19 protein-coding genes and 1 tRNA gene are annotated in these 23,811 nt (G+C 58.7%); 6 read left to right on the top strand and 14 right to left on the bottom strand.

The window, feature by feature from the left end; translation table 11 throughout:
• Positions 1–2: 2 nt before the first annotated feature.
• The 3 genes from ACM6JM_RS00295 to ACM6JM_RS00285 are packed head-to-tail and all read right to left on the bottom strand — an operon-like array spanning position 3 to position 3,228.
• Entirely contained in the window at positions 3–323 is a 321-nt protein-coding gene (locus tag ACM6JM_RS00295) for a hypothetical protein (RefSeq protein WP_414881117.1), read from the bottom strand.
• Complete coding sequence (locus tag ACM6JM_RS00290; protein WP_414881116.1) at positions 323–2,998, bottom strand: toprim domain-containing protein; 2,676 nt, start codon at positions 2,996–2,998, stop codon at positions 323–325. Before ACM6JM_RS00290 ends, ACM6JM_RS00295 begins: the two co-directional genes overlap by 1 nt.
• Complete coding sequence (locus ACM6JM_RS00285) at positions 2,998–3,228, bottom strand: hypothetical protein (RefSeq protein ID WP_134333578.1); 231 nt, start codon at positions 3,226–3,228, stop codon at positions 2,998–3,000. Before ACM6JM_RS00285 ends, ACM6JM_RS00290 begins: the two co-directional genes overlap by 1 nt.
• 92 nt (positions 3,229–3,320) lie before the next feature.
• Here ACM6JM_RS00285 and ACM6JM_RS00280 point away from each other — a divergent pair, with 92 nt between their 5' ends.
• The 3 genes from ACM6JM_RS00280 to ACM6JM_RS00270 are packed head-to-tail and all read left to right on the top strand — an operon-like array spanning position 3,321 to position 5,553.
• Positions 3,321–3,557: a helix-turn-helix domain-containing protein gene (locus ACM6JM_RS00280; RefSeq protein WP_134333629.1), complete on the top strand. Its 237-nt coding sequence runs from the start codon at positions 3,321–3,323 to the stop codon at positions 3,555–3,557.
• 3 nt (positions 3,558–3,560) lie between these two features.
• Complete coding sequence (locus ACM6JM_RS00275) at positions 3,561–4,595, top strand: tyrosine-type recombinase/integrase (RefSeq protein ID WP_414881115.1); 1,035 nt, start codon at positions 3,561–3,563, stop codon at positions 4,593–4,595.
• Positions 4,588–5,553, top strand: a complete 966-nt coding sequence (locus tag ACM6JM_RS00270) for a hypothetical protein (protein WP_414881114.1) — start codon at positions 4,588–4,590, stop codon at positions 5,551–5,553. The genes ACM6JM_RS00275 and ACM6JM_RS00270 overlap by 8 nt, the downstream gene beginning before the upstream one ends.
• A 121-nt stretch (positions 5,554–5,674) precedes the next feature.
• Here the strand turns inward: ACM6JM_RS00270 and ACM6JM_RS00265 are convergent.
• The 5 genes from ACM6JM_RS00265 to rpsU form a co-directional block, all read right to left on the bottom strand.
• Positions 5,675–5,751: transfer RNA gene (locus tag ACM6JM_RS00265), tRNA-Ile, on the bottom strand.
• Between the two features lie 15 nt (positions 5,752–5,766).
• Positions 5,767–9,513, bottom strand: a complete 3,747-nt coding sequence (locus ACM6JM_RS00260) for a bifunctional diguanylate cyclase/phosphodiesterase (protein WP_414881113.1) — start codon at positions 9,511–9,513, stop codon at positions 5,767–5,769.
• Between the two features lie 126 nt (positions 9,514–9,639).
• Entirely contained in the window at positions 9,640–11,487 is a 1,848-nt protein-coding gene (gene rpoD / locus ACM6JM_RS00255; protein ID WP_039768067.1) for an RNA polymerase sigma factor RpoD, read from the bottom strand.
• Between the two features lie 67 nt (positions 11,488–11,554).
• The gene (gene dnaG, locus ACM6JM_RS00250) at positions 11,555–13,522 is read right to left on the bottom strand and encodes a DNA primase (protein ID WP_074692219.1); all 1,968 of its coding nucleotides are present in this window, start codon (positions 13,520–13,522) and stop codon (positions 11,555–11,557) included.
• Between the two features lie 480 nt (positions 13,523–14,002).
• The gene (gene rpsU / locus ACM6JM_RS00245) at positions 14,003–14,218 is read right to left on the bottom strand and encodes a 30S ribosomal protein S21 (RefSeq protein ID WP_002551877.1); all 216 of its coding nucleotides are present in this window, start codon (positions 14,216–14,218) and stop codon (positions 14,003–14,005) included.
• A 199-nt stretch (positions 14,219–14,417) separates the two neighbouring features.
• On the opposite strand from rpsU, the gene tsaD reads away from it, so the two are divergent.
• Positions 14,418–15,443, top strand: coding sequence for a tRNA (adenosine(37)-N6)-threonylcarbamoyltransferase complex transferase subunit TsaD (gene tsaD / locus ACM6JM_RS00240; RefSeq protein ID WP_039768071.1), 1,026 nt, complete (start codon positions 14,418–14,420; stop codon positions 15,441–15,443).
• Between the two features lie 23 nt (positions 15,444–15,466).
• Here tsaD and plsY read toward each other — a convergent pair whose 3' ends face one another.
• On the bottom strand, positions 15,467–16,036 hold the full coding sequence (plsY, locus tag ACM6JM_RS00235) for a glycerol-3-phosphate 1-O-acyltransferase PlsY (protein WP_007959895.1): 570 nt from the start codon (positions 16,034–16,036) through the stop codon (positions 15,467–15,469).
• Between the two features lie 74 nt (positions 16,037–16,110).
• Here plsY and folB point away from each other — a divergent pair, with 74 nt between their 5' ends.
• Positions 16,111–16,467: a dihydroneopterin aldolase gene (gene folB / locus ACM6JM_RS00230; protein ID WP_064380331.1), complete on the top strand. Its 357-nt coding sequence runs from the start codon at positions 16,111–16,113 to the stop codon at positions 16,465–16,467.
• Complete coding sequence (gene folK, locus ACM6JM_RS00225) at positions 16,458–16,976, top strand: 2-amino-4-hydroxy-6-hydroxymethyldihydropteridine diphosphokinase (protein ID WP_414881112.1); 519 nt, start codon at positions 16,458–16,460, stop codon at positions 16,974–16,976. Before folB ends, folK begins: the two co-directional genes overlap by 10 nt.
• 38 nt (positions 16,977–17,014) lie before the next feature.
• Here folK and ACM6JM_RS00220 read toward each other — a convergent pair whose 3' ends face one another.
• From ACM6JM_RS00220 to glpE, 5 genes are all read right to left on the bottom strand, one after another.
• Positions 17,015–18,244 carry a multifunctional CCA addition/repair protein gene (locus ACM6JM_RS00220; RefSeq protein ID WP_039768076.1) on the bottom strand — a complete coding sequence of 410 codons (1,230 nt, stop codon included), beginning with the start codon at positions 18,242–18,244 and terminating at the stop codon, positions 17,015–17,017.
• Between the two features lie 63 nt (positions 18,245–18,307).
• On the bottom strand, positions 18,308–19,870 hold the full coding sequence (locus tag ACM6JM_RS00215; protein ID WP_039768077.1) for a SpoVR family protein: 1,563 nt from the start codon (positions 19,868–19,870) through the stop codon (positions 18,308–18,310).
• A complete protein-coding gene (locus ACM6JM_RS00210) occupies positions 19,867–21,138 on the bottom strand; it encodes a YeaH/YhbH family protein (protein WP_007959907.1) in 1,272 nt (423 codons plus the stop codon). Before ACM6JM_RS00210 ends, ACM6JM_RS00215 begins: the two co-directional genes overlap by 4 nt.
• Before the next feature lie 120 nt (positions 21,139–21,258).
• The gene (locus tag ACM6JM_RS00205; RefSeq protein WP_039768078.1) at positions 21,259–23,181 is read right to left on the bottom strand and encodes a PrkA family serine protein kinase; all 1,923 of its coding nucleotides are present in this window, start codon (positions 23,179–23,181) and stop codon (positions 21,259–21,261) included.
• A gap of 297 nt (positions 23,182–23,478) precedes the next feature.
• Positions 23,479–23,808, bottom strand: coding sequence for a thiosulfate sulfurtransferase GlpE (glpE, locus tag ACM6JM_RS00200; RefSeq protein ID WP_039768079.1), 330 nt, complete (start codon positions 23,806–23,808; stop codon positions 23,479–23,481).
• Positions 23,809–23,811: the final 3 nt, after the last annotated feature.

Raw genomic sequence — 23,811 nt, 5'->3', positions numbered from 1 at the left:
CGCTAGCTGTTGGGTATGCGTAGCCGGAACGCAGCGGAACGGGGTTTGTTAAAAATCTGCTGTAGGCCTTGGTTTACAAGGGATGGGCGGGTTTTGCGGCTAGGGCGCGCTATGGAACCTGGGTGGAACAATGAGTGCAGCGTTGTTCCGGTGTGCTCCAGTGGGTTCCGGTGGTGGGTTGCTGGTGAGCGCTGCTTATCTGTCTGTTTTTTATTGATATTTTTCATATTGATTTTCATGTTCCGGATGTTCTGCCCATGGGGCGGCGACACGCGGTTGTGCCCGGCAACGACGGCCTGGCGGTTGTTGTGGTTGCTGTTCATCAGGCTTTGCTGCCCTTGTGAAACACCCAGCAGTTGAGGGCACGTTTCTCGATGATCGATCGGACTTTGCGCGTCTCGATGAAGGCGTGTGATGTGCTCTGCGGCAGGGCACGGTGCAGTTGGGTGGCGGGGATGACTTCTTGGCCGGCGAGACGGCAGGCGTTGTGGAAGTGCTCGATGTTGATGGCGATGAGGGTTTTGTCGGCGCTGTGGTTGAGGGTTTCTACGGTGGTGTCGTGTTCGCCGCTGGCGTCGGTCTGGGTGATGACGCGTTCGTTGAGGTAGTGGTAGATCTGCCAGAAGCGGGCGGCGGTGGGTGTTTCGGTGCTGATGCGTTGTTGCCGATCGATGGCGCGGCGTTCGATGTGTTTGATGAGCTGTTGCTGGACCTCGTCGGTCCAGTCCGGGAACAGGGCCTGGGTGGCTTTGGCGGCAGCCATGAGCTGCGCATGGCACAGGACGATGCGCTGATGCTGGATGGCGGTGAGGGCCTGCAGGTGTTTTTCGTAGGTGGGGAATGCGTCGAAGTAGCGTTGCAGCCAAGCCGCCTCGTTTGCCAGGCAATGTCGCAGGTAACCGGCGAGTTGTTCAATGGGCAGGCTGTGCAGTTGGGTGGCGCGCTCTTTGAGCGCTGTGGTGTGGTGGGCACGGGTGGCGTGGAAGTGGGTGATGCGGGTGAGGATGGCTTCGGAGCCTTCGACGGTGGTGTTTTGTGCAATGCAGAGCGCGGCCAGGAAGATAAGGCTGTCGGTGTCGTTGTTTGAGGATTTGACGCCTACGGTGCGCAGGGTGGCGTTGTGGTCGAACAGCGGCTTCCATTTTTCCCAGTTGTATTGGGTGACGACGGTTCGGCCTTGGGCATCGACGCTTTGGCTGTCGGATTCGATCAGGACCACGGGCAGGTTGCTGACTTGGGCCAGTGCGCGAATGAGGCCGATGGCGCTGGCGCCTTCGTTGTTGGGTTTGACGCCTTCGTGGTTGGCGCGGCCTAGCAGGCGCCAGAGAAAGCGCAGCAGGCTGGATTTGCCGGCGCCGGAGTCACCGGTGAGTTCGAAGAACATCCACGATTCTTGCCGGCTGCGGATCTGCTGGACGTAGAGGGTGGCGGTCCACCAGGCGAGGGCTGCCAAGCCGTTGAGATGGTGGACAGCATGGAAGTCGGCGAACCAGTGGGGGGTGAAGTCGGCGCCGCGTACCAGTATCGGGTCTTTGCTGGAAGATTTGAGCCCTGTTTTGCCGACTTCGAGGTAGCCGTGGTCGTTGGCCAGGTGTTCGCGCCCTTTGTGGAAGCCGAATGTTTGATAGCAGTAGGTTTGGCTGACGGCGTCGTAGCCGACGAAGGGCAGTGCGCGCACGGTGAGTGCGTTGTCGAGCCATTTGCTGCGCAGCAAGGCCAGTACCTTTTCCCCGCCTTCGAAGTTACCCCCGGGTGTGCGCTCGAGCAGTGACCTGGCGAAGCTACGCGGGTCGCCGATGGCGTTGGGTGCCAAGGGCTCTTTGCAGTTCTGGGACCGGTTGGGGAATGTGAATTGGAAGAAGAATTGTTGGTCGCCGGTGAGGGCGTCGCGCTGGATGTATTCGAAGCGCGGCACGCAATTGGCGACTTGTTTGATGGCGCAGTGTTTGTCGAACAGCGGCCAGTTGCCGTTGATGGACTCGCCTTCGTCGAGGGCGTTTTTCAGTTCGTTGGTGTCGACTTTTGCTGAGTAGAGGCGGTTGCCGTACTCGAGCAGGTAGAAGCTGCGCTCTTGTTTGATGAACAGCAGGAAGGCCCTTTTGGCAGGACTGACGGCGACGAAGAGTCGGCCTTGGTAGCAGGCCTCATTCATGAATTCTTCGTTGAGTTGTCCGTCGCGGTAGACGTCGTCCCAGTCACGATCTGGGCCGGCAAGTGCTACCCAGGCGATTTCGCCGAGCGCTTGCAGTTGGCTGCGGTATTTGGGGATGACGGCGTGGCCGGCGGCATCGTCGTCGAGGGCGATGATCCAGCGTACGCGCAGGCCTTTGTGTTCTTCGATCAGGTCCCAGGGAAAGTTGTTGGCCGAGATCGATGCGACGGCTTTGTAGCCGGACTGGTGCAGGGCGATGGCGTGGAAGATGCCTTCGACGATGTAGACCGAGTCGTTGGCCGCGACTTCCAGGCCGGGCGGCATCCAGCACTGGCCTTTGTAGGCCATGCCTTTTTTGATGCCGGCTTTGTCGCCGGCATTGGCGGCGATCATTGATGAATCAATGATGCGTTCCCAGTGGCCGTCGCCGAGCGGGAAGCGGACGGTGTCGGCCCATTGGCCGTTTTTCATTTTGCGACGGCCTTGGCTGTAAGCGCCCTTTAGCTGGCTGATGTCAAACCCGCGGTTGCGCTGCAGGTAGGCATCGGCCGTGGCGTTGGGGTTGGCCTCGGTGCGGGGAAAGCGCTCGCTGAGGTTTTCGAACAGGTGCCGGTAGCGCTCGTGGGTTTTTTCTTCGTACTGGCAGTTTTTGAGGCGGCCGCACTTGAGTACGTAGGGTTTGGCGAGGGCGATGTAGAGGGTGCGTTGGCCGCACTGTGCGCCGGGGCAGATGCCTTTTTGCAGGAAGGTGTCGGTGGTTCGTTGGAAGTCGAGTTGGCGATCGGTCTTGAGGGCTTGGACTACGTCGGTGAGATAGATGTTGTCGAACGAATTTGGCTTGGTCATCACCTGGCCCCCGCTTTTTTGCTGTTGCCACGCACGCGCTCGGCCTGTTCGGCGGCTTCGAGGGCGAGGTGGATCATGTTGACGAGGACGGCGGATTTTGAGCCCGGTTGTTTGGGGCGGGTGAGGAAGTGGCCGAGTTCGATTTCGTTGCGGATGGCTGAATCGGATTGGCCAGAGCGGCGGACGAGCTCGCTGATGGTGACGTATGGAGTGTCGATTGAGATTTGCATTTCGTGATCCATTGGTCGATATTGGGGATGAAAGTTCCTATAACGGAACCGATCATAGGTTCCTAAATAGGAACCTGTCAATGGAGGAATTTGTGGACCTGGCTGAGAAGTTGAAGGCGATACGTCGCAGTGAGGGGCTGACCCAATCTGAGTTTTGCGCGCTGGTGGGGCTGAGTATCAGCACGTACAAAAAGTACGAGGCGTCGATGTTTGAGATGGGTTTTGGTGCGCTGTCTTCGGTGGTCAATCACCCGCGTTTCAGGAAGTACACGCTGTGGTTGATGATCGATGAGGTGGCGCCGGAGTGTGGGCAAATAAGGCCGGAGTGAAGGATGACGATAAAGCTACTCAAGGATGGTCGCTATAAGGTTGATTGCCGCCCGGAGGGCAGTGAAGGCGGACGGATCAGGAAGATTTTCCGTACCAAGAACGAAGCTGTGGTCTACGAACGACGGATCATGGGTGAGGGGGTAAAGGGAGAGTTTGAAAAGAAGGGCAAGGCGGATTCGCGCCGACTGAAGGATCTGGTGGAACTGTGGTTCACGTTGCACGGGCAGAACTTGAAGACGGGAGAGCAGCGCAAGGAGTTGTTACTTGCGATGACTGAGCGCATGGGGAATCCCAAGGCCGTGGCGTTCAATGCATCCCATTTTGCGCAGTATCGCGCCGAGCGTGCTGAGGGTAAGCACTCCCGGTATACAAAGCAGGGGGCGTCTGGCCGGCCTATCAGCGCGAATATGCTCAACCATGAACTTGCGTATCTGAGAGCGGTTTTCAACGAGCTGGAGCGTTTGGGTGAGTGGCGCTTGCCGAATCCGCTGGCCAATGTACGTGGTTTGAAGTTCGACGAGACGGAGATGGCGTATCTGCTGGATGAGCAGATTGATCAGTTGCTGACCTTCCTTGGCTCACTGGAGGACGACACTTTGCTGATTTCTGAGGTTTGTTTGGCGACTGGTGCGCGTTGGGGTGAGTCGGAGGGCCTGCAGCCACGCCAGGTGCGCAACAGGATGATTCACTACAGTAAGACGAAGTCGAGCAAGAACCGGACGATTCCGATCTCTGAAGCGCTGGAGACGCGGTTACAGAAGGCTTTACCGTTCAAACCGTCATACGAGAATTTCCGGCGGGCGGTGGATGCGATTGAACTGGAGTTGCCGGCAGGGCAGTTGACTCACGTTTTACGGCATACGTTTGCGAGCCATTACATGATGAATGGCGGGGATATTCTGACGCTGCAGAAGGTGTTGGGGCATGCGACGTTGGCTATGACGCAGAAGTATGCGCATTTTAGTCCGGGGCATATGGCGGAGGTGGTTAATTTGAATCCAATTAGCAAATATTTAATGAGGGCAAGTCATGTCTAAGCAGGGAGCACTGAAGGAGGCGCTTGAATTAAGTGAGGCGCTACTGGCTGAAATTGAGTTGAGTACATCCACGTTATCAACTATTGCTCTCAAGGCGGGAAGATTGGCAAGAATTGTAGGGCAGTTCGAACATCAAAAAATAATGTTGTATGAGGCGAGTGGCTACCCGAGTGGGCCAAATGGTGTGGGTGGAGAGGTCTGGAAGCTGGCAGAGTTAGCCGGGCGTGTCTATTCGAAAACGGTCGATGGTGCTGTAAAAATGTTCGCTAAGCTCGATCCCATTGAGCAGGCGGAAGCCGAGATCAAGGTCGCGATGACCCTATCTCCAAACGCTACTCCAGGAGAGCGAACGCGAACAGCAGAATTAATTAGGGATAAATCAAAGTTTGTAGCTTCAAGGCGAGGATATATTTATGATTATATAGTTTCGGTTTACTATGAGCTCAAGTTTTCTGCAGTCGCAAGTGATGTGTTTGAGCGTACTAGAATTAAGGTTGATGGTAAGATTTCCGATATCATTCCTGATGCAGTAAAGCGGTTTTCAGCTGTATACGATAATTTGTTGTCTGAGAATGATGAGGATTGGTCTAATGCAGTTCATAGTTGCAGAAGGATTCTGCAGGATGCGGCGGATGCTTTGTATCCTCCTAGAGACGATAAGGTGGTTGTGGTGGGAAAAAAGGAGGTAATTATCAAGCTTGGAAGTGATAACTATATAAATAGATTGGTTGCTTATGTTGAAGAGAATTCCAGCTCTAAAAGATTCAACGAGATCGTCGGATCTCACATGAAATATCTCGGTGAGCGTCTGGATTCAATTTTTCAAGCGGCACAAAAAGGTTCTCATGACGTGATCACGTCTCAGGATGAGGCCGACCGATACGTTATCTACACCTATCTGGTGATTGGAGATATTCTGCGGTTGAAGGCTGAAATCGAAGAAAGTCTGCAGGCGTAGCTGCTGAAGCACGCCTCAATATGGACACTTTTTGGACACTTCAACCGGTTGCGAGGGGATTCAAGCTGCAAGATCTGTAGTGTTGAAAACGCGAAAGCCGCGCAATGCGCGGCTTTGGAGTTGGTGGGCCCACACGGACTTGAACCGTGGACCAAAGGATTATGAGTCCTCTGCTCTAACCAACTGAGCTATAGGCCCTCAGTAGGCCGCGGATTATAGCGACGGTTTCTCGGCTGTGCTATCCGAAAAATCCGATACGGCTATACGAAGAAACGTCGCGGCGAACTCTTCTGGTGGCAGCGGCAGGCTGACGATGTAGCCCTGGATCTGTTCGCAGCCTTCGGCGGCGAGGAACTGTTGTTGGGCCTGGGTTTCCACGCCTTCGGCAATTACTGTGAATTGCATGCTGCGGCCCAGGGCGATGATGGCGCGGACAATCGCCGCGTCGTGCGGGTCATCGGGCAGGCCGCGCACGAAAGACTGGTCGATCTTGAGGATGTCCAGCGGCAGGCGTTTGAGGTAACTCAACGAGGAATAACCGGTGCCGAAGTCATCGATGGCCAGTTGCACGCCGAGTTGTTTGAGCTGGTGCAGCACTGCCAGCGCCTCTTCAGCCTGGCTCATGATGAAGTTTTCGGTAATTTCCAGTTGCAGTAATTCCGGCTGCAGGCGGTTGTCCTTGAGCAGTTGCTCGATGCGTCCCAGCAGATTCGGTTGACGCAGTTGTGCGCCGGCGAGGTTCACCGATAGCGGGCCGAGGGATTCATAGATCTGGCCCCACTCGAACATCTGCCGGCAGGCGGTTTCCAGCACCCAGTCGCCGATTTGCAGAATCATGCCGTTCTCTTCTGCCAGCGGAATGAAATGCTCTGGCGGCACTTCGCCGAAGTTCGGGTGGCGCCAGCGGATCAGGGCTTCGGCGCCGACCAGATTGTGATCGTCGAGGCTGATTTTCGGCTGGTAATAAAGGTACAGCTCCTCGCGCTCGATGGCCCGGCGAAGTTCGTGTTCCAGTGCTACGCGTTCGCTGGCCTGGGCGGTGAGATCGCGGGTGTAGCTTTCGACCCGGTTGCGGCCCTTGGCCTTGGAGCGGTACATCGCCGCGTCTGCGTTCTTGATCAGGGTCGCGACATCGCAGCCGTCGCGCGGGTAAAGGCTGGTGCCGATGCTGGCGCTGATGAAGAACTCATGCTCGCCGGCCTGGAATGGCGCGCCAAAGCAGTTCAGCAGTTTGGTGGCGATGTTGTCGGCATCGCCGGGTTGTTGCAGGCCGGGCAACAGAATGATGAATTCGTCGCCACCCAGCCGCGCGACGGTGTCGATGTCTCGCAGTTGCTCCTTGAGGCGTACGGCGATGCCCTTGAGCAGCAAATCGCCGACCGGGTGACCGAGGCTGTCGTTGATGTGCTTGAAACGGTCGAGGTCGAGGAAGAGCACAGCGCCCTGGCCGCCGTTTTCCTGCTGACTGTTGAGTGCCATCAACAGGCGGCTTTCGAACAGCGTGCGGTTTGGCAGGCCGGTGAGCGGGTCGTGATGGGCCTGGTAGTCGAGTTTGGCCTGGGCGTGCTTGAGGCTGGAGATATCGGCGAACACCGCGACGAAGTGGGTGATGAACTTGTCGCGGTTGCGCACGGCGCTGATGGTCAGCCAGCTCGGGTACAGCTCGCCATTTTTACGCCGGTTGGAGATCTCGCCCTGCCAGTGACCTTCGTCGGTCAATTGATGCCACATCGCCGCGTAAAACGCGCTGTCGTGCAGTCCGGAGGCCAGCAGGCGCGGAGTGTGACCCAGTGCTTCGCTTTCGCTGTAGCCGGTGATTTCGGTGAAGGCCCGGTTCACGGCGCTGATGTGTTGCTGGGTGTCGGTGATCAGCACGCCTTCGGCAGTGCTCTCGAACACGGTCGCAGCTTGCTGCAGTTTTTCCTGCATCAAGTGGCGCTCGGTGATGTCCCGGGCGATGGTCAGCATGCAGTCTTCGTCGCCGATGGGCAGCGGACGGCTGGAGACTTCGCAGAGGCGGATCTGCCCGTCGCTGCGGCGGATATGGCAGCTGAAGTCGCGAACGAACCCGTCGCGGTGCAGCAGATCGAGCATTTGCTTGCGCTCGTTGAGGTTGACCCAGATGCCCAGGTCCAGCGCCGAGCGATCCACCGACATGGCGCTGTTGAAACCAGTGATACGACTGAAACCTTCGTTGACCTCCAGCAACAGACCATCGCTCTGGCGCGACAGCAGCAGACCATCCGGCGAGGCGTGGAAAGCCTTGGCGAACTTTTCTTCGGAGGTTTGCAGTTGCTGCTGGGTTTCCTTGAGCTGGGTGATGTCGCGCACCACCACGACCAGCGCCGGTGTGGTGTCGAGCTCGAAGGGTTCAGCGGAAATCAGCCCGGTGAACACCTGACCATTGTTGCGGCGAAAGGGCATCTCCAGGTTGCGAATGCTGCCGGCCTGCAGCCGCTGAAGCAGGCCGGGACCAACACCGGGAATGCCCCAGATGTTGAGTTCGGTGGCGGTCTGGCCGATGACTTCTTCGGCCTTGAGCCCGATCTGCTCCTCAAAGGCTTCGTTGACCTCCAGCAGGCAGCCGTCGGAGAGCCGTGCAATGACCAGGATGTCCGGGCATTGCTGGAATACCGACGCGAACTTCTGTTCCGACAGGCGCAACGCCTCTTCAGTGCGCTTGGTTTCGCTGATGTCGATCATCAGGCCGCGCATTACCGGTTCATGGCCATGTTCGATCAGGCTGACGATGTCGCGCACCCACAGGCAGCGGCCGTCAGCGGTGATCACCCGGTAATCGAGGCTGTGGTCGCGTCCAGCCAAGACTTCGTGATCGCAGAAGCTCTGGGCGCGGGTCAGATCCGCCGGGTGAATGATGTTGCGCCAGAAGCCCGGAATCAGCCAGTGAGACAGCGGATAACCGAGCAGATCTTCGGCGTGGGGCGAAACATAGCTGTAGGTGAAGTCACTGATCCGCGCTTCCCAGGCGATGGCCGAAAGACTCTCCACGAGTCCGCGATAGTGGTATTCGCTGCTGCGCAGTTCCTGTTCGAGGTCGATGCGGCGGGCGATTTCCGAACTGAGGCGGCGGTTGATGCGGATCACCACCGCCAGCACGATGACCAGAAGCGAGAGACCCGGTAAGCCGTAAACCAGCAGATCGGACCAGAATGTCCGGTGATCGAGGACGTTGCCCACCCAATGTTCCTGAATGCTGCTGATTTCCTCCGGGGACATATCGGCAAGCACCTTGTCCAGAATCCCCACCAGCATTTTGTTGTCCCGAGGAACGCCCATCGCCAGTTGGTAGCGATAAGGGGTTTCGCCGCTGACATACAAACCATCCAGTTTGAGTTGGCGCAGGCTCCAGACGCTGGAGGCCAGATCGCCGACCACGGCGTCCACTTCATCGGTGGCCAGGGCCTGCAGCGCAGAGCTGACATTGGGCATCGCCACCAGGTTCAGGTCGGGATGATGGGTGCGCAGCAGTTCGTGGGGCGCGTAGTTTTCCACTACGGCGATTTTCAGGCCGTAAAGCTCCTCGAGCTTGCGCGGTTGCGGGCCGCCGACGTGGGCGAGGATGACGATCGGAAAGTCGAGATAAGGGCGGGTGAACGACAGGTAGCTCTGGCGTTCCGGGGTGGACATGATGCCCGGCAACAGGTCGATCTTGCCGTTTTTCGCTTGTTCGAGCACTACGGTCCAGCTCACCGGCTCGATGGGCGTGAGTTTGATCGCCAGGCGTTGGCGAATCACATCGATATAGTCCGCCGCCAGGCCCTGGTAGCGATTCTGGTCGTCGCGGAACTCGAAGGGCGGCCACGATGCATCGACACCCAGGCGCAGGTCCGGGTGAGCCGCCAGCCAGCTACGTTCTTCATCGTTCAGAGTCAGCGCGTCAGCCGTTGCGGTCCAGATCATCAGTGGCAGCAAAAAAAGCACGGACGCCAGTCTGGGCATAACGGTCTCGTTATGGCTCGGGGGGAATGTTTCGAGTGTAGACGGGCTGTGCGCGGGGGAGGGCGGAGCTGAGTATTTAATCTGCCATATAAACAAAACCCCCGGCCTGGGCCGGGGGTTCTGGTATCACTCGTCGAGGAAGGAGCGCAGATGCTCGCTTCGCGTCGGGTGGCGCAGCTTGCGCAGCGCCTTGGCTTCGATCTGACGGATCCGCTCGCGGGTCACGTCAAACTGTTTGCCGACTTCTTCGAGCGTATGGTCGGTGTTCATGTCGATACCGAAACGCATGCGCAGTACCTTGGCTTCACGGGCAGTAAGGCCGGACAGCACTTCGCGGGTCGCTTCTTTCAGGCTCTCAACAGTGGCGACATCGATTGGCGACTGCATGGTCGAGTCTTCGATGAAGTCACCCAGATGGGAGTCTTCGTCATCACCGATCGGGGTTTCCATGGAGATCGGCTCTTTGGCGATCTTCAATACCTTGCGGATCTTGTCCTCAGGCATTTCCATGCGTTCACCCAGCTCTTCCGGGGTCGGTTCGCGACCCATTTCCTGCAGCATCTGGCGGGAAATACGGTTGAGCTTGTTGATTGTCTCGATCATGTGCACCGGAATACGGATGGTGCGGGCCTGGTCGGCGATCGAGCGAGTGATCGCCTGACGGATCCACCAGGTGGCATAAGTCGAGAACTTGTAACCACGACGGTATTCGAACTTGTCCACCGCTTTCATCAGACCGATGTTGCCTTCCTGGATCAGATCGAGGAATTGCAGGCCGCGGTTGGTGTACTTCTTGGCGATGGAGATCACCAGACGCAAGTTTGCTTCAACCATTTCTTTCTTCGCGCGGCGGGCCTTGGCCTCACCGATCGACATGCGACGGTTGATGTCCTTGATCTCGGCGATGGTCAAACCGGTCTCGGTTTCCAGCGCGGTCAGCTTCTGCTGGCAACGGATGATGTCCGGTTGCACGCGAGCAATGGCTTCGGCGTACTTGCTCTTGCCTTTGGCCAGGGCGTCGGACCAGCTTTCGTCGACTTCGTTGCCCGGGAACTGGCGCAGGAAGTCGGCGCGAGGCATACGTGCATCACGTACGCAGAGTTGCATGATCGCGCGCTCTTGCTGACGCAGACGATCCAGGGCACTGCGAACACGCTCGACCAGGGCTTCGAATTGCTTCGGCACCAGTTTGATCGGCATGAACAGCTCGGCCAGGGCCAACAGTTCGGCAATTGCCGCCTTGTTGTGACGACCGTGCTTTTTCAGGGCCTTGCGGGTGATTTCCATCTGGTCGGCGACAGCACCGAAGCGCTGTGCGGCAATGACCGGATCCGGACCGCTTTCGGCTTCTTCTTCGTCATCGGAAGCTTCGGCGTCGTCATCGTCGTCGGATTCTTCGGCTTTCGCCGCTTTCGCGTCGATCGGCGGCGGCACTTCGGCGGCAGGCGGCGCAATGCCGTCGTCCGGGTCGATGTAACCGCTCAGAACGTCGGACAGGCGACCGCCCTCGGTAGTGACGCGAGTGTATTCGGAAAGAATATGGTCAACCGTGCCAGGGAAGTGCGCGATGGCGCTCATCACTTCACGGATGCCTTCTTCGATGCGTTTGGCGATTTCGATTTCGCCTTCACGAGTCAGAAGCTCGACCGTACCCATTTCACGCATGTACATGCGCACCGGGTCGGTGGTGCGACCGATATCGGTCTCCACCGCCGCCAACGCAGCGGCTGCTTCTTCCGCAGCGGCCTCGTCGGTATCGGCGTCGGCCAGCATAAGGGCGTCCGCATCCGGAGCACTCTCGTGTACGGGGATCCCCATGTCGTTAATCATGCGGATGATGTCTTCCACCTGCTCCGGATCTGAAATATCCTCGGGCAGGTGGTCGTTGACCTCGGCGTAAGTCAGATACTTCTGCTCACGACCCAGTTTGATCAACTCAATAATACGAGACTGCTGTTGCGCTTTTCCGGACATAACACCCTATCCACTGAAGGTCTTGGCGGGCAAAAAACAAGCCGAGGATTATACCTGAGCTATGACCTCACGCGCCAGTTGAGGTCGGGTTTGATGCGGAAACATTGCGACTTAAAAGGTCGCGCAGTTGATTTTTCTCTTCGGCGCTCAGTTCGCTTTGACGCGCTTTCCTGAGCAGTTGTTCCAGATTTCGCTCGCGTTGGCGGGCTGACAAGCTAGTAATGGTGTCGAAAAACTGTTGTTCAAGGTTGTCTCCGTCAATCAGCCATTCCTTTTCCGCCAGCGCCTTTAGCAAGCGGCCCTGTTCGGTTCCGTGCCATCGCGCGATCAACTGAAATGAGTTTAGCTTGGGATTCTTCTGTACGGCTTCGAGCAGTGCCACCAGCAGTTGTGCGTTGGTCTGGTTCTCGTCCGCGAAGTGCCCGGCGTCCTCGACTTTCTCCGCCAGTTGCGGGTGATGCAGCAAGGTTCTCAGGGCGGCCAGGGTCGGTGGTTCGACGGCGGCCGGCACGCGCGGGGCACGGGGCTGGTCGCGATCGCCGCCACGCTTGCCATTCTTGTCCCACGGTTTCTTGTCCCATTTCTTGCCGCCGGCACCGGGTTTCTTCGGCGTCCATTCCTGCTGCGGCACATACATGTCCTGTGCCTGCGGCTGATGGTAGTCGCTGTAGTCCGGCATGGCGTCATAGTCGATGCCCGGGTCGTAGGCGGGCGGTGCTTCCTGCGGCGCGCTCTGGGCCAGCTGGCTGACGCTTTCACTGCTCAGGCCGGTGATCTCGCTCAGGCGCTGGCGCATCAGGATGCGCAGGTTGGCGCCAGGGACCTTGTCGATCAGCGGTGCTGCGAGCGTGGCCATGTGGGCCTTGCCCTCCAGTGAGCGCGGGTCGGCTTCTTCGGTCAGTTGCTGGAAGAAGTAGTCCGCCAGCGGCTGTGCATGCTGATTGATCCGGGCGCGGAAGGCGTCAGTGCCCTCGGCGCGAATCAACGTATCCGGGTCTTCGCCTTCAGGCAGAAACAGAAAGCGTGCACGGCGACCGTCCTGCAGGCAGGGCAGTGTGGCTTCCAGTGCGCGCCAGGCGGCATTGCGGCCAGCCTGGTCGCCGTCAAAGCAAAACAGTACGTTCGGCACGACGCGAAACAGGCGCTTGAGGTGTTCTTCGCTGGTGGCGGTGCCCAATGTCGCGACGGCATTGCGCAGGCCTTGTTGGGCCAGGGCGATGACGTCCATATAGCCCTCGACGACGATGATTTCGTCGAGGTTGCGATTGTTCTTGCGTGCTTCGTAGAGGCCGTAGAGTTCCTGGCCTTTATGGAACACGGGGGTTTCCGGCGAGTTCAGGTATTTCGGCTTGTCGTCACCGAGCACTCGTCCACCGAAAGCGATGATCCGTCCACGGGTGTCGCGGATCGGGAACATCACGCGATCGCGAAAGCGGTCGTAGCGTTTGCCGGTTTCGGCGTTTTCGATCAGCAGGCCGGCATCGATCATGGCTTTCTGCTGCAAGGTGTCGCTGCTCAAGTGTTTGAACAAGTTGTCCCAGCCCGGCGGCGCGAATCCGAGGCCGAAGTCCCGGGCGATTTCGCCGGTCAGGCCGCGACCCTTGAGGTAGTCCACTGCAGCCTTGCGTGCCGGATGGCTTTTGAGCGCCTGTCGATAAAAGTCGGCGGCGGCTGTGAGCAGCGGGTACAGCGGTGAGTCGGTCGGCTGGCGCGGTTTGTTCGAGCGACCGCCTTCTTCGCGTGGGACTTCCATGCCGGCGGCTTTGGCGAGGTCTTCGACGGCCTGGGGGAAATCCAGGTTATCGTGATCCATGAGAAAGCCGAGGGCGTTGCCGCCGGCGCCGCAGCCGAAGCAGTAATAGAACTGCTTGTCGGGACTGACGCTGAACGACGGGGTTTTCTCTTTATGGAACGGGCAGCAGGCGGTGTAGTTTTTGCCGGCCTTCTTCAATTGCACGCGCGAGCTGACCACGTCGACGATGTCGGTGCGGTTCAGAAGGTCGTCAATGAAGCTCTGGGGAATCAGCCCGGCCATGGCGTTCTCGTCTGCGCTGTAATGGGTCCGATGCGAAAGGCGGCCGGACGCGGGTCAATGAGTGATGCGCGCACGTTGGGCGGCTCGACCGGTGTCGTTTGCGTAATCGCTGTCGGGAAGTGTATCTGCCGAAAATCCACTGACGTTAGTGCTCATCAGTCTTCGACTATTCGAAAATGTTGCGCTGAATCCGCTGACGGCTGGTAATCGGCCTCGGATAGCTCATGAAGCGGGCACGCAAGCTGGTGCCTTGGGCTGATCGTCGTAAGAGGAATCAGTGGGTGTGCTCGTCAGTAGCCTTGAAAGGCTCGTCAGAAAAGACGTGCACCGCTGGCAAAAGAGCCAGGCCTGACGCGGTGAAGCGGGTTTGTCTCGGTCGCATCTGCGGCTTCGACGGTGAAGCATCAAGCGTTTTACGCAAATGCCATTAGCCCGGCTGAGGGCCGGGCTTGGCAGAAGCTTGCTACGATCGTCTGTGTATTAGTACAGACGAACGGCGCGGCGCTGTTCGCGCTGAACTTTCTTGGCGTGACGCTTAACAGCAGCAGCTGCCTTGCGCTTACGCTCAGAAGTTGGCTTCTCGTAAAATTCGCGGCTACGAACTTCAGCCAGTACACCGGCTTTTTCGCAGGAGCGCTTGAAACGACGCAGAGCTACGTCGAAGGGTTCGTTCTCTTTAACTTTGACGGCTGGCATCCAGAGCTACCTTCATTCATTACCGGGGTCAACATCCTCGCGGCAAAAGAGCACTTGAAGACGTCGGTTTTTAAGGGTTGCGGATGTTAACCCCTCATCGCTCGGAATGCAAAGCCTCTGATCGAAAACCGCTGGTCGGGGCATCACGCGGCGACTATTATGCGCGCCTTCGAATTCAGCCTAAACAAGGCGCAAACCCATGCTAGTACTGGGATTAGAAACTTCCTGCGACGAAACCGGCGTCGCTTTGTACGACAGTGAACGCGGCCTGCTGGCCGATGCGCTGTTCAGTCAGATCGACCTGCACCGTGTCTATGGTGGCGTGGTGCCGGAGCTGGCCTCGCGCGATCACGTCAAGCGCATGCTGCCCCTGATTCGTCAGGTGCTGGCCGAGGCGGACTGCGTACCAACCGAGATCGACGCCATCGCCTACACCGCGGGTCCCGGCCTGGTCGGTGCGCTGCTGGTGGGGGCTTCGTGCGCCCAGGCGCTGGCCTTTGCCTGGGGCATTCCGGCCCTTGGCGTGCATCACATGGAAGGCCATCTGCTGGCGCCGATGCTGGAGCCAAAACCGCCGGAATTTCCGTTCGTCGCTTTGTTGGTGTCCGGTGGTCATACGCAGCTGGTTCAGGTCGATGGCATCGGCCAATACAGCCTGCTCGGCGAGACGCTGGACGATGCCGCGGGCGAAGCTTTCGACAAGACTGCAAAAATGATGGGCCTGAATTATCCGGGCGGACCGGAAATCGCCAAGCTGGCAGAGAAGGGCGTCGCAGGACGTTTCACCTTCCCGCGTCCGATGTGTGATCGCCCGGGCCTGGATTTCAGCTTCAGCGGCCTGAAGACCTTCGCCCTCAACACCTGGCAGCAGTGCGTCAGCGCCGGGGACGACAGCGAGCAAGCCCGTTGCGACATCGCGCTGGCGTTCCAGCAGGCCGTGGTGGAGACTTTGACCATCAAGTGCAAGCGTGCCCTCAAGCAGGCCGGCATGAAGCGTCTTGTAATTGCCGGCGGCGTCAGTGCCAACAAGGCGCTGCGTGTTTCGCTGGAGAAGATGCTCGGCGACATGAAGGGCGATGTGTTCTATGCCCGTCCCGAGTTTTGCACCGATAACGGCGCGATGATTGCGTTTGCCGGCTGCCAGCGTTTGCAGGCCGGTCAGCAGGAGAGTCTGGCGATCAGCGTGCAGGCGCGCTGGCCGATGGAGCAGTTGTCGGCGCTGTGATGAGCGGCGCTCACGTGCGGTATTTAAAAATGCCGTTCGCGCCCGGCGAACAGGTCGCGTAGATTGCCCCGGTGGCGCCAGACGATCAGCAGTGTCAGCGTGCTCATCGGCAACAGCGCCGCCGGTTCCTGCCAGGCCAGCAACGGCAGGGTCAGCGGAGTGGCGATCAGCGCCGCCAGCGAGCTGGTGCGGGTCAGGTAGAACGTCAGCAGCCAGGCGCACACGGCCAGCAGCGCGGCGGGTGGATACAGCCCCAGCAGCATGCCGGCCGCCGTGGCAACGCCCTTGCCACCGCGAAAGCGGAAGTACAACGGGAACAGGTGACCGATCACGGCGCAGACGCCGATCCACGCCTGATCCTGCAGCGAAAGGCCCATTGCCGAAGCGATCAGCACCGGTAGCAGGCCTTTGCACAGATCACCCAGCAGGGTCAGGATCGCGAGTTTGCGTCCGGCCAGGCGCAGCATGTTGGTGGCGCCGGCATTACCCGAGCCACTCATTCGCGGATCCGGATTTCCGGTCAGGCGGCTGAGCAAAATGGCGAAGGACAGAGAGCCGAGCAGGTAGGCGAGGATCGCCAGTAACCAAAACATGCTAACTATTCCGGGCGAGGACGCCCTGATTCTAACGGCGCATTGCGCCCTTGTCGTGCAGCGGAGAAAAGTGCTTGGACAGAGTGTTTATCGAGGGCCTGGAAGTCGACACCGTGATCGGTGCCTACGACTGGGAGCGCGGCATCCGACAGTGCCTGCGTCTTGATCTGAGCTTCGCCTGGGACAATCGGCCGGCCGCCGCCGGTGACGACCTGACCCTGGCGCTCGATTACGCCAGTGTATCCACGCGGATCCAGGCCTTTGCCGAGCAATCCCGGTATCAACTGGTCGAGACTTTCGCCGAACGTCTGGTTGAAGTGCTGATGAGTGAATTCAAGATCACCTGGGTGCGCCTGAAGCTGACCAAGCCAGGTGCCGTACCGGCCGCCAAGGGTGGCGTGGGTGTGGAGATCGAGCGCGGATGTCGCTGACCCAGGTCTATCTCGGGCTCGGTAGCAATATCGAGCGCGAAACCCATTTGCAGGCCGGTCTGGATGCCTTGTCCACGTTTTTGGTGGATATTCGCTGTTCGCCGGTGTTCGAAAGCCTGCCGGTGGGGATCAAGAGCGGGCCGTTCTTCAACTTCGTGGTGTCGGCTTTTACGGATCTGCCGTTGATCGAGCTGGATCGCCGCTTGAAATTCATTGAAGCGGACAATGGCCGTTATGCGCCGGATCGCAAGGGCTTGCCGCTGGATATCGACGTGCTGCTGTACGGCGATCTGGCGGGCAACTTCGATGGACTGGTCCTGCCTCGGGCGGAAATCCTGAAAAATGCCTTTGTGCTGTGGCCGCTGTCTTTGATTGCGCCGGATCGGGTGCATCCCGGTGCAGGAAAAAGCTTTGCCACGTTGTGGGCCGAAGCGCAGATCGATCAGGTGCTGGCGCCGGTCGGATTCGAGTGGCGCGGTACTCAGCTCACGCCTTCAGATCTGTCTTGAATGGTTTGATCCGCCCTCGCGAGGGCGGATCAGGCGTTTCAGGACGCCGCCGATTCCTTGTAAACCTTCAACGCCTTGAGCCGTTCGCGCTTGAGTGCTTCGCCCAGTTCCGGGCCTTTGAATCCCTTCTCCAGCAACGGCTGTACCGCCACGCCGCGCGCCACATTGGCCGCACCGCGCAGGTAATCGGCCTGTGGATAACTGCGCTGCTCAAGCCCTTTGCGGCCTCGGGCGTCCATCTCGCACGCGACGATAAATTCTTCGAAACGCTGTGGTCGACGGTAAACGTCAAAGCTTTGCAGCAACTCAAGCAAAGTCGACGCTTTCAACTCCAGGGCGCGATGCCCGTGGGTGTGATATTGGCCGACCAGCAAGGCCAACTCCTGACAGTCCTTCGGCGCCTTGAAGCGTTCGTTGACCGCTTTGATCAACGTCAGGCCTTTGTGCTCATGGGCGATGTGTCGTGGCCATTCCGCTTCTGGCGTCAGGCCTTTGCCGAGGTCGTGCAGCAGGCAGGCCCAGCGCACGGTCAGCGGCTGCTTGTGCAGGGCTGACTGCTCAAGCACGCTCAGGGTGTGAATACCGCTGTCGATTTCCGGATGATGGGCTTCCGGTTGCGGCACGCCGAACAAGGCATCGACCTCTGGCATCAGCACCTTCAAGGCGCCGCAATCGCGCAACACCTGAATGAACACCTGGGGCTGATCTTCCATCAGTGCGCGGGAAATCTCCTTCCAGCTGCGTTCGGCCGTAAGGGCTTCCAGTTCACCTGATTCGCTGAGCTGACGCATCAACTCCAAAGTTTCGGGCGCTACCTTGAAACCCAGCTCTGCGTAGCGGGCGGCAAAGCGCGCAACGCGCAGAACCCTGAGTGGATCTTCGGCAAACGCGGGGGAAACGTGGCGCAGGATCCGCTCTTCAAGATCACGCTGACCGTGGTAGGGATCGGTCAGGTTTTGCTGATCGTCTTCGGCCATGGCATTGATTGTCAGGTCACGGCGGATCAGGTCTTCTTCCAGCGTGACCTCGGGGCTGGCGTGAAAGGTGAAGCCACCATAACCGCGACCGCTCTTGCGCTCGGTGCGGGCGAGGGCGTACTCCTCGCCGCTTTTCGGGTGAAGAAACACCGGGAAATCCGCACCGACCGGGCGATATCCCTTGGCAAGCATTTCTTCCGTGGTCGCGCCGACCACCACCCAATCGATATCGGTGACCGGTTTGCCCAGCAGGCGATCACGTACCGCACCGCCGACCTTGTAAATCTGCATAAAAAACCTCCGTTGGCCCGACAGGATAACCCTTGCGCCGGACTTTCGGAGGCCTGAACGGGATCAAAGATGAATGACGGCCAGGTCGAGTCGACCGTAGTCCCCCTCGCTGTGTTCGCTGCGGGGCGGAACGTGATGGGTCTTCATGATCTGGTCGCCCTGCAGGGTTTCCAGATGAATGTCGAAACCCCATAGCCGGTGCAGGTGTTTGAGGACCTCTTCGGTGGAATCGCCCAGCGGTTTGCGGTCGTGTTGCTGGTGGCGCAGGGTCAGCGAGCGGTCGCCGCGGCGATCGATGCTGTAGATCTGCACGTTCGGCTCGCGGTTACCCAGGTTGTACTGCGCTGCGAGCGTTTCGCGAATGATCCGGTAGCCACCCTCGTCATGGATCGCAGGTACCAGCAGATCGTCCTTCTGGTCGTCATCGAGGATGCTGAACAGCTTGAGGTCGCGGATCACCTTGGGTGACAGGTACTGCAGGATGAAACTCTCATCCTTGAAGCTGCTCATGGCGAACTTGATGGTCGATAACCAATCGCTGCCGGCGATTTCCGGGAACCAGCGACGGTCTTCTTCCGTGGGCTCTTCGCACATGCGCCGGATGTCGCGATACATCGCAAAGCCCAGGGCATACGGGTTGATGCCGTTGTAATACGGGCTGTCGAACCCCGGCTGGAACACCACGCTGGTGTGGGACGTCAGGAACTCCATCATGAAGCCGTCGGTCACCAGGCCTTCGTCATACAGATCGTTCATCAGCGTGTAGTGCCAGAACGTCGCCCAGCCTTCGTTCATCACCTGGGTCTGGCGCTGTGGATAGAAATACTGGGCGATCTTGCGCACGATCCGCACGATCTCGCGTTGCCAGGGTTCCAGCAGCGGAGCGTGTTTCTCGATGAAGTACAGGATGTTTTCCTGCGGTTCGGCCGGGAAGCGCGCGTTGTCCTTGTCGCTGTACTTGTCTGCGCCTTTGGGGATGGTGCGCCACAGGTCGTTGATCTGTTTCTGCAAGTGCTCCTCGCGATCCTTCTGCCGGCGCCGCTCTTCCTCCGCGGAAATCGGATACGGACGCTTGTAGCGGTCGACGCCGTAGTTCATCAGGGCATGGCAGGAGTCGAGCAGATCCTCCACCGCATCGATGCCGTGGCGCTCTTCGCACTGCATGATGTACTGCTTGGCGAACACCAGGTAATCGATAATCGAACTGGCGTCGGTCCAGGTGCGGAACAGATAGTTGCCCTTGAAGAAGCTGTTGTGGCCGTAGCAGGCATGCGCGACCACCAGCGCCTGCATGCAGATGGTGTTTTCCTCCATCAGGTAGGCGATGCACGGGTCCGAGTTGATCACGATCTCGTACGCCAGCCCCATCTGCCCGCGACTGTAGGATTTTTCGGTACTGAGAAAGTGCTTGCCGTAGGACCAATGGTGATAGCCCAGCGGCATGCCGACCGACGCATAGGCGTCCATCATCTGTTCGGCGGTGATCACTTCGATCTGGTTGGGATAGGTATCCAGGGCATACCGGGCCGCGATACGGGCGATTTCACGGTCGTACGTCTGGATCAGCTCGAATGTCCATTCCGAGCCGGTGGAAATGGGTTGGCGCTTCTGCTCTTTGGCGGTCATGTCACTAACCTGCGCTGGAAGAGTTCACGGAAGACCGGATAGATATCCCCGGCCGAGACCAGTTGTTGCTGGGCAAAAGTGTCGGAAAAGGCTTCGGCGATGCGCTCGTACTCGTACCACAAGGCCTGATGTTCGCGCGGGGTGATCTCCACGTAAGTGTAGTACTGCACGAACGGCATGATCTGGTTGATCAGGATGTCGCGGCAGATCGGCGAGTCGTCGTTCCAGTTGTCGCCGTCGGAAGCCTGGGCGGCGTAGATGTTCCATTCGTTGCTTGGGTAGCGCTCGGCCATGATCTCCTGCATCAGCTTGAGTGCACTGGAAACGATGGTGCCGCCGGTTTCCCGGGAATAGAAAAACTCTTCTTCGTCCACTTCCCGGGCGCTGGTGTGGTGGCGGATGAACACCACGTCGATCTTGTCGTAGTTCCGCTTGAGGAACAGGTACAACAGGATGAAGAAGCGCTTGGCGATGTCCTTGGTCGCCTGGGTCATGGAGCCGGAAACGTCCATCAGGCAGAACATCACGGCCTTCGAGCTGGGGTTCGGCTGCTTGATCAGCAGGTTGTACTTGAGGTCGAAGGTATCGAGGAACGGCACCCGATGGATGCGCGCACTGAGTTTCTCGATTTCCGCCTCGAGATCCTGAATATCCCCGAAGTTATCCGGTTCTTCGCGTTTCAGTCGCGCCAGCTCTTCTTTGACTTCGCGCAGTTTGGCGCGGCTGCTGCCCGACAACGCAATGCGCCGTGCATGAGCCGAACGCAGGGTACGGATGATGTTGATCCGCGACGGGTTGCCCTCGTTGCTGATCCCCGCACGTACGGTCTTGAAGGTGTCGGTGCCGGTCAGGTTGCGCTTGACCAGGTTGGGCAGTTCGAGGTCCTCGAACATGAATTCGAGGAATTCTTCCTGGGTGATCTGGAAGACGAACTCGTCCATGCCTTCGCCGGAGTTGCCGGCCTTGCCTGGCCCACGGCCACCTCCGCCTCCCGGCGGACGGGCAATATGTTCGCCGGCGGTGAACTCCTTGTTGCCGGGATGGACCACGGTCTGCTTGCCGCCACGACCATGGTGAAGCACCGGCTCGTCGATATCGCGACCGGGAATGCTGATCTGCTCACCGTGCTCCATATCGGTAATGGAACGCCGGCTGACCGCCTCTTCGACAGCCTTCTTGATGTGGTCACGGTAACGCCGCAGGAAGCGCTGACGGTTCACCGTGCTCTTGTTCTTGCCATTGAGACGTCGGTCGATCACATAGCTCATAGGAGGCCCTCCGGGCAGCTTCAAGTAGTGAGCTGCGAGCCGCAAGTGCAGGCATATGCCCTGGCATCAGGCTCATGCGCTTTTTTACTTGCAGCTCGAAGCTTGTAGCTTGCAGCTGCTTTACTGCGATTTCCGGACCCGCAGATACCACTCGGAGAGCAGTCGTACCTGTTTGTCGGTGTAGCCGCGTTCGACCATTCGTGTAACGAAGTCGTTGTGTTTCTGTTGATCCTCTTTGCTGGCCTTGGCGTTGAAGCTGATGACTGGCAGCAGGTCCTCGGTGTTCGAGAACATTTTCTTCTCGATGACCACCCGCAGTTTTTCGTAGCTGAGCCAGGTCGGGTTCTTGCCGTTGTTGTTGGCCCGGGCGCGCAACACGAAGTTGACGATTTCGTTGCGGAAATCCTTCGGATTGCTGATGCCGGCCGGTTTCTCGATTTTTTCCAGCTCCTCGTTGAGGGCGACGCGGTTGAGGATCTCGCCGGTTTCCGGATCTCGGTACTCCTGATCCTGAATCCAGAAGTCCGCATACAGCACGTAGCGGTCGAAGATGTTCTGGCCGTATTCGCTGTAAGACTCGAGGTAGGCGGTTTGGATCTCCTTGCCGATGAATTCGATATAACGCGGCGCCAGGTATTCTTTCAGGTAGCGCAGGTAGCGCTCGCGGGTTTCGGCCTGGAACTGTTCCTGTTCGATCTGCTGTTCCAGCACATAGAGCAGGTGTACCGGGTTGGCGGCGATTTCGTGCGGATCGAAGTTGAAGACCTTGGACAGAATCTTGAACGCGAACCGGGTCGACAGACCATTCATGCCTTCGTCGACGCCCGCCGCATCGCGGTATTCCTGAATCGACTTGGCCTTCGGATCGGTGTCCTTGAGGTTTTCGCCGTCATACACGCGCATCTTCGAATAGATGTTGGAGTTTTCCGGCTCCTTCAGGCGTGAGAGCACGGTGAACTGCGCCAGCATCTTCAGGGTGTCCGGCGCGCAATGGGCCTTGGACAAGGAGCTGTTGAACAACAGCTTGTCGTAGATCTTCACTTCGTCACTGACCCGCAGGCAGTACGGCACCTTGACGATGTAGATCCGGTCGATGAAGGCTTCGTTGTTCTTGTTGTTGCGGAAGGTGTGCCACTCCGATTCGTTGGAGTGAGCCAGCAAAATCCCGGTGAAAGGAATCGCGCCCAGGCCTTCGGTACTGTTGTAGTTGCCTTCCTGAGTGGCGGTCAGTAACGGGTGCAGCACCTTGATCGGTGCCTTGAACATCTCGACGAATTCCATCAGGCCCTGGTTGGCCCGGCACAGCGCACCTGAGTAGCTGTAGGCGTCGGCGTCGTTCTGCGGGAATTCTTCGAGTTTGCGGATATCGACCTTGCCCACCAGCGCGGAGATGTCCTGGTTGTTTTCGTCACCCGGCTCGGTCTTGGCCACGGCGATCTGGTTGAGGATCGATGGGTACAGCTTGACCACGCGGAACTGGCTGATGTCGCCGCCGAATTCGGCCAGGCGCTTGGTGGCCCATGGCGACATGATGGTGTTCAGGTAGCGCCGTGGAATGCCGAAGTCTTCCTCGAGGATCGCGCCATCTTCGGTGGCGTTGAACAGACCCAAAGGCGATTCGAATACCGGCGAGCCCTTGATCGCGTAGAAGGGCACTTTTTCCATCAGTTGTTTCAGCTTCTCGGCCAAAGACGATTTACCGCCGCCGACAGGGCCGAGCAGATAGAGGATCTGTTTCTTCTCTTCCAGGCCCTGGGCGGCATGGCGGAAATACGACACGATCTGGTCGATGCATTCTTCCATCCCGTGGAAGTCTTCAAAGGCCGGATAGCGACGGATTACCTTGTTGGAAAAAATTCGCGACAGTCTCGAGTTGGTCGAGGTGTCGAGCAGCTCCGGTTCGCCGATGGCCAGCAATAGACGCTCGGCGGCAGAAACGTAGGCGCTACGGTCGTTCTTGCACAGCTCCAGGTACTCTTGCAGCGAGAGTTCTTCCTGGCGTGTGGACTCGAAGCGTTGTTGGAAGTGGCTAAAGATACTCATGACGTCACCTCGCTCGATACGTGGAGCCGACGCCGGATCACTCAGTCGATGCTGGCAAGCAGCCGCTGTGGCAGCTGATTGTTTACCCCCCAGAACACTTTCGCGGTCGACAACCTTGAAAGTCACTCCCGATGACCCGTGCGCCGGTGTACCGGCTCTCCCCTGTTTTGGATGGCCTGGGCTTAAGGATAGTTGGGAATTCGGGAGGTAAAGGCGAGATACGTAATTAGTTGTGGCAAGACCGTTCGTCTGCCGCCGCGGGCCCACGGGAGCCGGGGCCTGCGCGTTACAAAAAAATTATTCGGAGCTGCCTTGCGCGGTTTCCGAAGGAAAAGTCGTACGCCACAGTTCGAAGCCGCCGTCCATGCTGTAGACGTCGGAGAAGCCCTGGCTCACGAGGTAGGCCGCGGCACCCTGGCTCGAGTTGCCGTGGTAGCAGACCACGACGGTCGGAGCATCGAGGTCGGCGCCCTGGATGAAAGCATGCAGGGAATGATTATCCAGATGTTTCGAGCCGCTGATGTGCAGGGCGGCGAAGGTCGCCGGGTCGCGGACGTCGACCACGACTGCACCTTGCTCGCGCAGGGCCTGGGCCTGCTCCGGGGGAATACGTTTGAATTCGCTCATGGC

The organism is Pseudomonas sp. IT-P2 (genome assembly GCF_949767575.1).
GTDB lineage: Bacteria > Pseudomonadota > Gammaproteobacteria > Pseudomonadales > Pseudomonadaceae > Aquipseudomonas > Aquipseudomonas pharyngis.
This window is presented reverse-complemented; position numbering and strand designations above follow the sequence as displayed.